Origin of the sequence: Bartonella sp. AA23NXGY (genome assembly GCF_042197165.1) — a bacterium.
Classification (GTDB): domain Bacteria; phylum Pseudomonadota; class Alphaproteobacteria; order Rhizobiales; family Rhizobiaceae; genus Bartonella.
The window spans coordinates 118,950-132,098 of record NZ_JBHIRO010000006.1 but is presented as its reverse complement, the minus strand read 5'-3'; the positions used below and the strand labels follow the sequence as shown (position 1 = coordinate 132,098).

General features: G+C 39.7%; 10 protein-coding genes and 3 pseudogenes. All 13 read right to left on the bottom strand.

Annotated features, from left to right (window positions below; genetic code table 11):
* Window positions 1-987 precede the first annotated feature (987 nt).
* Entirely contained in the window at window positions 988-1,107 is a 120-nt protein-coding gene (locus tag ACFINY_RS04955) for a type II toxin-antitoxin system RelB/DinJ family antitoxin (RefSeq protein ID WP_375638284.1), read from the bottom strand.
* A 166-nt stretch (window positions 1,108-1,273) separates the two neighbouring features.
* Complete coding sequence (vbhT, locus tag ACFINY_RS04950; protein ID WP_375700900.1) at window positions 1,274-2,791, bottom strand: type II toxin-antitoxin system protein adenylyltransferase VbhT; 1,518 nt, start codon at window positions 2,789-2,791, stop codon at window positions 1,274-1,276.
* Window positions 2,778-2,963, bottom strand: coding sequence for an antitoxin VbhA family protein (locus ACFINY_RS04945; protein WP_375628016.1), 186 nt, complete (start codon window positions 2,961-2,963; stop codon window positions 2,778-2,780). Before ACFINY_RS04945 ends, vbhT begins: the two co-directional genes overlap by 14 nt.
* 200 nt (window positions 2,964-3,163) lie before the next feature.
* Window positions 3,164-3,408 (bottom strand): annotated as a pseudogene (locus ACFINY_RS04940) (HigA family addiction module antitoxin).
* A complete protein-coding gene (locus ACFINY_RS04935) occupies window positions 3,380-3,541 on the bottom strand; it encodes a type II toxin-antitoxin system RelE/ParE family toxin (protein WP_375700902.1) in 162 nt (53 codons plus the stop codon). The pseudogene ACFINY_RS04940 and the gene ACFINY_RS04935 overlap by 29 nt, the downstream one beginning before the upstream one ends.
* Window positions 3,542-4,055: 514 nt before the next feature.
* The gene (locus tag ACFINY_RS04930; protein WP_375645687.1) at window positions 4,056-5,033 is read right to left on the bottom strand and encodes an RNA-guided endonuclease InsQ/TnpB family protein; all 978 of its coding nucleotides are present in this window, start codon (window positions 5,031-5,033) and stop codon (window positions 4,056-4,058) included.
* Between the two features lie 23 nt (window positions 5,034-5,056).
* Window positions 5,057-5,197 carry a helix-turn-helix domain-containing protein gene (locus tag ACFINY_RS04925; RefSeq protein WP_375611780.1) on the bottom strand — a complete coding sequence of 47 codons (141 nt, stop codon included), beginning with the start codon at window positions 5,195-5,197 and terminating at the stop codon, window positions 5,057-5,059.
* A 50-nt stretch (window positions 5,198-5,247) separates the two neighbouring features.
* Window positions 5,248-5,684 (bottom strand): annotated as a pseudogene (locus ACFINY_RS04920) (IS607 family transposase).
* The gene (locus ACFINY_RS04915; protein WP_375611770.1) at window positions 5,639-5,869 is read right to left on the bottom strand and encodes a MerR family DNA-binding transcriptional regulator; all 231 of its coding nucleotides are present in this window, start codon (window positions 5,867-5,869) and stop codon (window positions 5,639-5,641) included. The pseudogene ACFINY_RS04920 and the gene ACFINY_RS04915 overlap by 46 nt, the downstream one beginning before the upstream one ends.
* A 268-nt stretch (window positions 5,870-6,137) precedes the next feature.
* Window positions 6,138-7,511, bottom strand: coding sequence for a phosphoglucosamine mutase (gene glmM / locus ACFINY_RS04910; protein WP_375700899.1), 1,374 nt, complete (start codon window positions 7,509-7,511; stop codon window positions 6,138-6,140).
* Between the two features lie 553 nt (window positions 7,512-8,064).
* Window positions 8,065-10,227, bottom strand: coding sequence for an ATP-dependent zinc metalloprotease FtsH (gene ftsH / locus ACFINY_RS04905; protein WP_375611768.1), 2,163 nt, complete (start codon window positions 10,225-10,227; stop codon window positions 8,065-8,067).
* Between the two features lie 114 nt (window positions 10,228-10,341).
* Window positions 10,342-11,829: a tRNA lysidine(34) synthetase TilS gene (tilS, locus tag ACFINY_RS04900; RefSeq protein ID WP_375611767.1), complete on the bottom strand. Its 1,488-nt coding sequence runs from the start codon at window positions 11,827-11,829 to the stop codon at window positions 10,342-10,344.
* Window positions 11,830-11,847: 18 nt separating this feature from the next.
* Window positions 11,848-13,149 (bottom strand): annotated as a pseudogene (locus ACFINY_RS04895) (tol-pal system protein); the annotation flags it as partial.

The window sequence follows — 13,149 nt, the reverse complement described above, 5'->3', positions numbered from 1 at the left end:
ATCTCGATGATAGATGTCATCATCCAATGTAAACGCCTCGAAGGAAAATTTCGTGTAACAGAAATCTATTACGACCCTTTCAAACGCCGTGATGCTTTTTAAAAAAAAACGCTACCCCTCACACCCTTTTTTATAAGCAAAAACTATACCAATAGAGCTTTCTTAAAAACACGATTATAAGCCGCGGATATCATCGCGTGCTAAATTACCACCATAGCTTCAAGTTCATTTTCAATGAATTGAAAGCAAAAAGAAGTAAAAATATCATCCCCATTCCCAATCACGAATGCGCCCCACAGGAAAACCAAAACGTGCCGAAAATGATATCTATAACCCTATATTTTTTCTGATTTTTTTTGACATCAACATTTGCAGGAATATAGATACCAAATTTATGACCTCCGCTTCACCTTTAGCTTCAGACAAGAGCTTCACGAGCACCTTGTAATATACAAGATCCTGCTTTATGTGCTTTATCCATTATTATTCTTTTCGATATTCATCAAGGCGCAGTATAAAAATTTTCTTCAACGCATTCCTCTCTGATTTTGTCAAATTACCTCAAGATGATTGACTGTAAATATCTTCGATCAACACCGGAATATTTTAACCACCAAAAAAGGGTATAACTTTATATCCCCCACTTTTACTCTTATGCTTTTAAACCTAACTTTCCTTGGCTTTCTCTCATACCTTGCATAAGACCACCAGCATCTGAATGAGTAGCAATAAAAGAAACAATATCAAATAATTATTCAGGCGATATGCCTTCTTCTTTCACAGAAGTTCAATAAGCTGCCATTTCAATCACGGTTTGCATACATCATTCAATATACGGAAACACCCATAACGATAACGATGTAAATGAAAAGCTAATTTGAAGTGAATGATCAGAAATATCAAATATCCAAATGACAAAACAAATCTTACCTATCTTCAGCTATATCTCTTTACCCTTGTCACTTCTCTTAACCCTTGTCACTTCTCTTAACCCTTATCACTTTTCTCAAAAGTTTTAAGCGTTTTCTCATGAAGAATATACATATCAAACGGCAATCCTCTTTCATCAACAACTTTTGTCAAAGCAATACGGATGAAATCAGACACCGTAAGTCCTAAACTTGCTAATATTTCACCGAATTTTTTTTAACGCCCTATCTATGCAGGCACATACAACGTCTTTTGTCACACCCATATTAAACCTCTTTTGATTACCTCTCTTTTGCCATATGGCTTAATAGGGCTTATACAGCATAAGGCTTTATCCTTGCCCTTACCGTATCATATCTATTGATCTTGCACGCGCTATTGCGTTGATTTTCTCCTGTTGTCTCTGTTGCAAAAACTTAACTGCCATTTGAAACTCTTTTATGCGTTCTTTATTATAAGACTGTTCTTTGGGGATTGCTTTTGATAAATCAAAACCATATTTATGAATGGCATCATGTCCAAAACGTTTATCTAAAACACTTTGTAGCTTTAAAAACTCTTGATTAACCTGCTCTGGTATCTTTGAATAACTATCACAACCAGCTTCAACATTTTTCATAAAAGTCACTGCTTCTTGTGAAAGCGAGGGGACTTCAACTTTTAACTGTTCACGCTCCCGTGTAACACTAACCATCAGCGTCTCATAAGAATTCTCATAAAAGGATTGAAGCAGTTTAATAGAAGAAATAGCAAGAGGAACATGATAAAGCGCTTCTTTTCGTTCTTTTCCTGTAGCCTTCAATTTATCGATAAAACGATCTGATCCACGCAGTTCGCCCGCTCTATCAGGTGCCCTATCCAAAATATCAGAGAGTTTATCGCCTTTACCTGCTAAAATCGTTTGCTCAATCCTAAGCGCAGCCTCTTGTGGATCTCTATAAATAGATGCTAAATGACTGTTTAACTCCTTAAACACATCAATGTAAGATTTTTTATTTCTAAGAGCGCTTAGCACCTTCTGTTCTAGATTAGAATTATCTATATAAGCAGCAAGGTATGGAGCTTTTTCTGTTGCTTTTGCAACAACATTCAAATCATTTTGTAATTGTTCAAGTTCTTCTTTTTGACGTTTAGCAAAACTTGTCTTTTCTCTATCCCAAGGAGTTTCAATCTTCTCTTTTTGTTGTTCCAAGCACTCTTTATTAAGATCAACGCAAAAAGCAATATTTTTGCCAATACCTTGAGAAACATCATCCCTTTTATTTTCTGTAAACTTGGTAAGGTTCTTATAGATGAGTGCAGATAGATATTCTGAATTACCAAAATGTGCTTCAATTGACGCACGTGTCATTTCTTGTCGCTCAATACCCTTCCAGTTGATATGATAACCAGCTTCACGAGCCAGTTGCACCATAAATTCACGCTGAGTACGCCCATTCCCCTCTCGAAACGGATGCAACGCATTCAATTCGCCCATGTAATACCCAGCCCTTTGGCTAAAGTCATAAGCGCCAAGACCACGCAGATACTGTTCTTTTGCAAGCTTTTGCGTAATCTTCGGTGCATAACTTTCAATCTGATTATAACTAGCAAACATACTATTGCCTTTGGCAATATCCACTAAACGAACTTGTCCCGCCCATTCATATATGTCACCAAACAGTCTTCTATGAATCTCTTTCATGTAATTCAGATCAAACTTACCACCAATAGGAGTATGTACAAATTCGAAAGATTTTACATAAGAAATCGTAGATTCTACACGTTGTAGCGTGGCTTTGTCTTTAATACCAAACCGATTATACATCACACCAGTTTCAGGATCAGTATAAGGATCACCGCTCCCCTTATACTTCTCCACGTTTTACCCTCTCCATATAATCTTTGAGGATATCACTTGTTTCAAACTCTCCAATAATAACACGTTCCATTTGCTCAACGACTTTTGGATCTGGCTCTAATCCCTCTAAACGTTGGCTTGCCAATGCATTTTCAGCATAGAGGCGACGCAGCTTAATTTCCTCTTCACTCAATATATTAAAACCCTCCTTTGCTTATATTTATTATAGCCAAACAGACTATAGAAACAAGATTTTATTCCTTGTCTTACCCGCGTTACATCTTTTGACCTTGTACGCTCATACGCATGATTTAGCTCTTGTATACGTCTCTGTTGCAAAAACTTAACTGCCATTTGAAACTCTTTTATGCAATCTTGATCATGGGACTGTTGTTAAGGATTTTTTTTTGATAGATCATAATTTGTTTGCATAGCAAGCCAAGCACGTGCGTGCTTACACCAGACATTTCAAGCCTAATAGCAAGATTAGCACTCATAGCGGCTTTTCCATTTAAAACTCTAGAAAGTGCTACACGAGATATACCAAGCCACTCTGCTGCTTCATTAAAGGATAAACCAAGCTCTTTGATCACATCTTCTCGCAATAATTCACTGGGATGTGAAGGATTCTTCATCATTGTTTAGATCTCCTTTTTGATGACAATCCAGATAATCAACCATTTCGACATCTATGCTATCAAAGCGAAATATTACGCAACAATTTCCATTTACAGTAATTAACCAATAATCCTTGAAATCACCCTTTAGCAGATGTAATTAAAAGGATGGATAACTCAAATCTTTTGGCGATACATCTCCTTCAAGAGCACTTAGAATACGCTTTAATTTTTGAGCATGGGCGGTTCTAATCCCTTCAGTCGTACCAGTATTATAGAAGGCTTCAATCCTTTTATGTTTAAATCTTAAAATTGTAAATGAATATAGAGTGTACCCTTCCAAGATCCAAAAATGTTCATTATTTTTACATCACATGGCTTTTTTACTTTATAAACATTAGAACTGTCGTGAAAAAATTGCTCATTCTCATCTCTTTCTCATTATTCTACTAATTATTGGAAAAGTATAAGTTCATAATTAGGAGGAGCTAAACGTAATAGGAGCGTATCATATCCCCAATTGGCAGCGGCACTTAGAAACATCAAGATGATATAACCACAATGACCATTGCTGTTTGATGTTCATGAGGCGCTGCACCCGCTGTATGTCCAGTAAAAAGAATGAATAACACTTAAACTCCCGTTCTATCAAACTTATGTAAATATAATCATTTCTGATTAAATATACTGTTGATTTCCTGCTTCTTCGAGGCTGGTTTCACCAAAGTCACAGGACATTGCCCAGAGCATTCCTCTCCACAGGCTGACACGGTGGAACTCACCGCCAAGTTTTTTAAATTAATCGCGGCATTAATGTCTCTATCATGGTTCGTACCACAATGAGAACATCTCCACTCACGTATGCTAAGAGGTAATTGTTCAATCTTACATCCGCAATGATGGCAGATCTTACTGCTCGCATACCAACGATCTGCAATAACAATCTGTCGACCATAACGTGCCGCCTTATATTCCAATTGACGGCGAAACTCGAAAAAACTTTGATCTGCAAGGGCACGCGATAAATGCTGATTTTTCAGCAAACCTTTTACATGAAGATCTTCCAGACAAAATGTACCAAAACGCTGAATTAAATCTGTTGTAACCTTATGCAAATGATCTGTTCTGATATTACTTATTCGTGCATGAAGCTTAGCGAGTTTTTGTTTCTCCTTATAACGATTGCTCGAGCCTTTTTGCTTACGGCTTAGCTTTCGTGATAAGCGTCGTAAACGATTTAGCAAAGCCTTATAAGGTTTAACGCTTCTTATGGTTTCTCCTGTCGAAAGCGTTGCAAGTGCATTGACGCCCAAATCAAGACCAACAATAGCTTGGTTCTCGCTCAGTGGCTCTTGATTATTGGTTTCAACGCTAAGACTTACAAACCACCGATCCGCTTTACGGCTAATGGTTACTGACAAGATCTTTCCTTGAAATCGCAATTGTTCTCGCAGACGAACCCAACCAAGTTTGGGAATTCTTATCTTGGAACCTTGCAACTGTACTTGATCATTGGTTAAAGTAAAACGATCGTGCACTCCTTTCTTTCTCAAAGTGGGATATCGGCTTCTTCCTGAAAAGAAATTCTTAAAAGCCATACCCAATTGAATAATTGCCATTTGTGGAGCATTTTTAGTGACTTCCATTATCCATGGAAATTGTTCTCGTTTTAGAGAATTGAATTGTCTACGTAGCGCATAGTCATTAGGCTTTGTAAATTATTATCTTTCTTCCATGCTTCATATTGCTGCTGCCATTCCTTCAGTGCCCAATTATAAGCAAAGCGCGCGCAACCACTGGCTCGAGCCATGTAGCTTCGTTGTTTATTGTTTAAGTCTAGAGCTATTTTGTGAGCAACAATCATTGCGATGCTTCTACAGCTTGACGAACATTCTCTAATAACTTTTGATTTTTTCTCGAACGACTTCCATAAAGACGAGCACTGAAGACAGTAATAATTTCTAAAACATCTTTGGCTAAATCTTCTTCAAAACTGCTTTCTTCTCCTTGATTGAGAATGACAACCTCAACTTGTTTGGCTTCACAAATGGCGAAGACCAATTCCGCACCAAAGCGCAATAAACGATCTTTATGCGTAATCACCAAACGACCTATTTCATTTTCAATGAGAGCATCCAACAAACGTTTAAGACCTTTTTTACGATAATTCATCCCTGACCCTAAATCAGAGATGAGTTCATAAGTCCACCTTGGCTTGCGCAATAAAGCTCGAGAACCTGTTTTTGTCGCTCTAAATCGTCTTTTTGATCATGGCTCGATACACGCGCATAAGCAATGGTTTTTCTTTGTGATAGTTCTCTCGAATGAAAAGCTCAGGTCTAAGCCTAGATAGGTCATAACGGCGGTGACCTCCTGCCGTGTGCTCAGAAATAATTTTGTCTTCACATTCCCAACGGCGTAGAGTGCTGATCGAAACACCCAAAACTTGAGCGGCCTTACCTATCCCAATAAATCTATCCATAATGTATATTATTACACAGATATAAATAGATTACAAATAAGCTGTTAAAGCCCCCCACTACAAACTCTGTTAAACTAATAACCGATTTACGAATAAGTAAAAGAAAAAGGAAAATCAAAAAAAGGCATATTTTTTATATCTTACGAACTATAGAGAAATCTATACGCATTGTAGTTATTAGAATTGGACTTTCCTTTTGTAATTGCCAAAATCCCGCATTAAAATCAGACCTTTATTCAAAGATGATCTGATAATTTTTTCAAAAAATTCAAGATTCCTCAAGTGCAGTCCCCATGCGTACATCATGATGAATAATAACATCCATCAACTCTGTCACGACAGTGTCCAATACTTCTCGTGCATCGCCTTCAGCCATAAGGCGGATAACCGGCTCAGTTCCAGAAGCGCGGATCACCAGCCGTGCCTCTTTTCCTAACCGCTTCTCTGCTTGATCAATGGCCGCTTCGACGGGATTTTTTTTCAAGACATTTTTATTTTTAATCGTTACATTTTTTAAAATTTGCGGTACAGGTTCAAACCGTTTACACAATTGGCTCATAGGGCTTTGACTTTCCTTCATACAGGCTAAAATCTGCAATGCAGCCACCAAGCCATCACCCGTTGTACCAAAATCACTAAGCACGATATGGCCAGAAGCCTCACCACCAACATTATATCCCTTTTGGCGCATGGCATCGACAACATAACGATCTCCAACTTTTGTCCTTACAAGGTGCAACCCTTTGCTATTCAAGAAACGCTCTAGTCCAAGATTTGACATAATCGTTGTGACAACACCATTGCACCGTAATCGTCCCATTTTATGCCAATTTTCAGCAATTACAGCAATTAACTGATCTCCATCAACCGTTTGTGCTTTTTCATCAACAATGAGAACCCGATCTCCATCTCCATCAAGAGCAATCCCCACATCAGCACGCACTTCATGCACTTTTCGTTTTAAAGAGCTTAAATCGGTTGATCCACATTTTTGATTAATATTGGTCCCATTGGGCTCATCATGAATAGCAAAAACCTCAGCCCCCAATTCCCATAAAGCACGGGGAGCCGCTTTATAAGTAGCCCCATTGGCACAATCCACAACAATACGCACAGTATCTAAGCGAACATCACGCGGCAAAGTTCGTTTGGCATATTCAATATAACGATAAATATCTCCCTCAACCCGTTTTGCATAACCAATTTCGGCAGAACTTGCTAAAGACTTTGAAAGATCTGTATCGATCAATTGTTCAATTTTCGCTTCCATATCATCTGAAAGCTTAAAACCATCAGGACCAAAAAGTTTAATTCCATTATCATAGAACGGATTATGAGAAGCAGAAATCATCACCCCAAGATCCGCTCGCAAAGAGCGGCAAAGCATTGCAACAGCAGGGGTTGGCACTGGACCCAATAAAAAAGCTTCCATCCCCGCAGCAGTCAACCCTGAAACCAAAGCGTTTTCCAACATATAGCCAGATAATCGTGTATCCTTACCAATCACCACACGATGAGATTGATGTTGTGAGCGAAATAAAACCCCTACAGCCATCCCCACCTTCATGGCAAAATCGGGTGTCATAGGAAATGAATTGGCTTTCCCCCGAATTCCATCTGTACCAAAATATTTTTGCACCATGCCTCTTTCCTTTAATATATAATTCTTCCCTTGGCTTTTCCTTAAAACCCTAACAAGCCCCCTTGGTACAATAGTCCCCCCGCTCCCCGTATAAAATCAGATCATTGATCTAAACCTTCATGCATTTAAACAATCAAGCCCCCTATTCACCATCTACACATCTAAACCACTCTCAAGCAATTATGTTTACACCCTCACACATAAAAGCAATATTATCTCCTCAAAATGCTCTATACATCCCTTTAACACAACCAACGGATAATTTCACACACTTGCTAAATCCGTAAAGAAACCCAGCACCAAACCTCACACCCTACCAAATCAGCAAGGAAATCTATCGCCTAACCTTACAACCCCCTACCACATTAGAAAAGCAACAGTCCACCTCGCCTTGTAGCATGCTAAAGCCGCCATCATACAACGGCTTTGCTTAATTTTTTGCTTCCATATTTTTGCAAATATTACAAGAAAGGCGCAAACAAAACTTGCGCCTTTCTCAAAGAATTTAGAAGTTTTCCTAAAACATCGTCACTCAAGCGATATTAAACAGTTCTTATTTTTCTTTATCATGTCCCGCAGTATTGGACTTCTTTTCAGCATTACTTTTAGAGCGGTTGACTGATTTTGTGGTGCCTTTTGTGCTTTGTGCTTTTTTCTCAGTCTCATCCGATTGCACTTCTTTAGACTGAGCCTCCTTAGGCCCAACATTACCGGATTTTGCTGTTTTTTTCCCAACAACTGCCTCTGCTTTACCTGCCTTGCCTTTATCGGTCTCTTCTTTATGAGGCACTATTTTAGGAGCTGCTTCAGCGTTTTTTTCATCTACCACTGTTATCTCTGCTCTGACCGTTCCAGTTTTTGGAACAGAAGACCCCCGTGGCGCAGCACCCTCATCTTTCTGTGTGCGTGAAGGAGGCTTTCCTGCAATAACTTCGTTAATTTCAGCTCCCGTTAAAGTCTCATATTCCAACAAACCTTGTGCCAAAGCAAACCATTCTTTTCTTTTTGTTTTCAAAATGTTTGTCGCATTTTTATAGGCATCATCAATAAGCTTACGCACTTCCATATCAATCATGCGCGCTGTTTCTTCAGAGACATTTTGTGTTCGCGCAACAGAATGACCCAAAAAGACTTCATCTTGGTTATCGCCATAAGCTACATTTCCAAGCAGATCAGAAAATCCCCACCGTGTGATCATCGCGCGTGCTAATTTCGTTGCTTGTTCAATATCAGAAGAAGCACCAGATGTGATATTTTCCTTTCCAAACTTTAATTCTTCAGCCACACGTCCACCCATCATAATGGCCAGACGAGAAATCATCCACCGATAACTCATAGAATAGCGATCGCCTTCAGGCAATTGCATCACCATTCCCAATGCTCTTCCCCTTGGAACGATTGTTGCTTTGTGAACAGGATCAGCAACCGGCACATTAAGAGCCACAATAGCATGTCCTGCTTCGTGATAAGCAGTGAGTTCTTTTTCCTCTTGTGTCATAGCGGTTGAACGACGTTCAGCCCCCATCATCACCTTATCTTTGGCATCTTCGAATTCTTGCATCGTGACAACTCTTTTATTACGGCTCGCAGCCATAAGAGCAGCTTCATTGACCAGATTCATCAGGTCTGCACCGGAAAATCCTGGTGTTCCCCTTGCCAAAATTTTCAAATCAACGTTAGGCGCTAAAGGCACGTTGCGCACATGCACTTTCAAGATTTGTTCACGCCCAGAAACATCAGGGTTTGGCACAACAACTTGTCGGTCGAAACGCCCTGGTCTTAACAAAGCGGGATCAAGCACATCGGGACGGTTTGTTGCGGCAATAAGAATAATACTTTCATTGGGCTCAAACCCATCCATTTCGACAAGCAACTGGTTTAAGGTCTGTTCACGTTCATCGTTTCCACCGCCAAGACCAGCCCCCCTATGGCGCCCAACAGCATCGATTTCATCAATAAAGATAATACAAGGTGCATTTTTTTTAGCCTGTTCGAACATATCGCGCACACGGCTTGCCCCAACACCAACAAACATTTCCACAAAATCAGACCCTGAAATGGTAAAGAATGGCACATTGGCTTCACCGGCCACAGAACGTGCTAGCAAAGTTTTACCGGTTCCTGGAGGACCAACAAGCAAAACACCGCGTGGGATACGCCCCCCTAAGCGTTGAAATTTTTGTGGTTCGCGTAAAAATTCAACAATTTCTTGAAGATCTTGCTTTGCTTCTTCAACGCCAGCAACATCTTTAAAGGTAATACGTCCTTGCGCTTCATTAAGCAATCTTGCTTTCGATTTCCCAAATCCCATTGCACCGCGTGACCCATTTTGCATTTGCCGCATAAAAAAGACCCACGCCCCCACGATAATAATAACAGGTAATAAGGAAAAGAGGAGATTGAGGAAAATGCTATTTCCAGAGCTTTCAGGAATAGCTTTAACATTAACGTTTTTGCTTTCCAATTTTTGTATCAAACCTGGATCGCGAGGAGCATAGGTTGAAATAGCTCTATGTTCAATGGTTTTTCCTGTTAATTTTTGACCTTGAATGGTCACAGATTTCAACTCATTATTCTCAACTTTTTGCAAAAATTCAGAATAGGAGACTTCTCCACCACCAGAACGTTGGCTATCTCCATTAAAGAGAGAAAACGACACAATCAAAATCAATGCAATAACTCCCCAAATAAGGAGAGAGCGGTAATTGGAATTCATATTCAGCCCACTTAATCAAATATAGATTTCAAACAGTTCCCCTTAACATATAACCTTGTCAGCCCCTTGCCAAGGGATGAGAAGCTGTTTATTTTCTTTTAGAGTAATTTTCCTTTATCTTTTCACCTCAATATTAAAAAAAGGTTCCACAACATTCACCAAGGCTGCATCTTCTCGTGAGGAAAGCCAATCGAAAGGTGCCATAATTCGCTTGACGATAACATGTTTATGAACAACTGCTTGAGAAATCAACTCTGGAATATCATACCCTTTATGATTTGAGATCATCAGCAGCGATTGTAAAGAGGGAAAATGAGGCTTTTCAAGCTCAAAATCGCTATTTTTTAATAAAAATTTCAGCTGTTCTAAATTTGCGGCTCCAACCTTTATAGCCTCATATCCATGATTTGTGATATGATAGCGCCCATCCCATATAAAAGTTTTATCTGGCTCAACAATAGCCTCTTTCATATTTCGCCCTTCACGCCACAAAGAAATTCCCTGCTTGTTATATTCAATAACAGAGCCCGCATAAGTAAAACGCCGCTTTTCTGGAGAATCAAGACAGAGTTTTTGAACAAGCATGCTTAATTTCTGATTGGGGAGCAAATAAAATCCCCCTCCCATCAGCACAGCAAAGAGCCCCACCACAAAAGGAAAACTGGAATGTTTCTGTAAAAACAGCGCAGGCTTTTCTATGAAACAACGCCCATGTTGGACAGTAATATCCAGCGCTAAGATCAAATCAGCAATATTTTTAGCTTGTTGACGACGCTGCAATGCGGCTTCATTTATTTTTTGAGCAATATAAGCCAATTTTTGTGGAGAAAGAGATTGACGCACGCGCACACGTTCAAAATTGCGATCTTCATTGGTTGGATCATCAATCCATGTTTGTCCTTGTAAGCGTAAATAATTCCGTAATGTTTGGCGTTTTACACCAAGGAGTGGCCGAATCAAACGCACTTTTCTATGCAACAGCGCCTCACGCGGAATACAGGATAAACCACGTTCATAGAGGGGACCATAGTTTTTTTCGGCAATATTTTTTCTTGTTTTTCTGGTATGATCCTCATCACGTATACCCTCGGCTTCACCACGCAAAATACCAGCAAAACCACTGGCATAAACCTCATCGCGCATGGCAACAGCTTCACTATATAAAGCACCTCTATTCTTTTGGAGACGTTGATACCGCATTTGATAGGTCTCAACCTGATCATTGAGTGTATGCCCCGTCATAATAAGTGATGCGCCTTGTTTTTGTGCTTCTTTAACCAAGAGATCATAGCGTGCAACACGCGCGCTGGAAGCAATATGCGTCTTTGGCTTTTCGCCTTCCCATCGCACAGTGATATGTTGAATATCATGGACACGACAAATTTTCGCAACAGTTTCTGCCTCACGCATCGATTCTTTACGCAATTGATGATCAACCGTGACAACAATCATTTCTGGAGGAAATACGAGTGTTTCCAAATGCTCTTTGACCAAAAACATCAAAGCCAAAGAATCACTTCCCCCTGAGACGGCAAGAATCAACTTCTGACATTGAATAAAATCCGATGTTTTAAAGAGATTTCTTGCCAGTCTAACGCACACCGAAAACGACCTCGCTGTTTATTTTGCAGGTTTACAAAAAACAGATGCTAATGTTTGTTGACGTTTTGATTTTTTCACAAAATGAGCACAATCGTCTTTATTTGGCTCAAGAGCGACCATACTTCTTGCTAATTTCAGTAAAATCTCGGAGGTATAGAGCTTCTTTTTATCTGCATACCATGCGGTAAGATAAACTTGTGCTGCTTCATGATAGCGTTTTTGCCCCAACAAAGATTCGGCCAACCAAAATAAAGCATCATCACTCAAAGGATCTTTTTTGTAACGATTTTGAAAAGCGCAAAAGCTTTTTTCAGCATCAACATAGTTAGCAGAACGAATAAAATCATACCCTTCCTTATACAAAGCTTTAGAAGAAGAAAGATTGTCACTCTGATGTGCTTCAATTGGAGCACTTACTTCATGCGCTTTGTTAAAAGGTTGACTGTTTTCATGGTCATGGCTCTCCACCTTAGCTTCCACAGCAGCAACCTTTGTCTGGTCACCTGTACTATAGTCCTGCTCCATCTCTTCTTTTACAGTCTGAGATTTTTCATCTACAGCAGACTTTTCAAAAGAACAAGAATAAACAGAAGAGGCTTCTGTATCAAAAAGCTCGTGAAACTGCTTGTTAACATTTTTTAAACTGTTATGCTCAAGCACCATTCGTATCTTATGCAAAAGCTTATCTAAATCATAATCTTTAAATAAAGCCTGTTGATTCTCTAAAATAATCCCTTGGTGCTCTGCAACACTAGTAGCTTTTTCCACCACATCAGATGCTGCTTTATCAGCTGCTTCAGGTGCTTTCTTCACTGCATCAACAGCCTTATTAACAGCGTCAGTGGCTTTTTCTATCACATCAGATGCTGCTTTATTAGCTGCTTCAGGTGCTTTCTTCACTGCATCAGTTGCCTTATCAACAGCGTCAGTGGCTTTTTCTATCACATCAGATGCTGCTTTATCGGCTGCTTCAGGTGCTTCTTTCACAGCATCGACAGCCTTATCAACAGCGTCAGTGGCTTTTTCTATCACATCAGATGCTGCTTTATCAGCTGCTTCAGGTGCTTCCTTCACAGCATCAACAGCCTTATTAACAACGTCAGTGGCTTTTTCTATCACATCAGATGCTGCTTTATCAGCTGCTTCAGGTGCTTTCTTCACTGCATCAGTTGCCTTATCAACAGCGTCAGTGGCTTTTTCTATCACATCAGATGCTGCTTTATCGGCTGCTTCAGGTGCTTCTTTCACAGCATCGACAGCCTTATCAACAGCGTCAGTGGCTTTTTCTATCACATCAGATGCTGCTTTATCAGCTGCTTC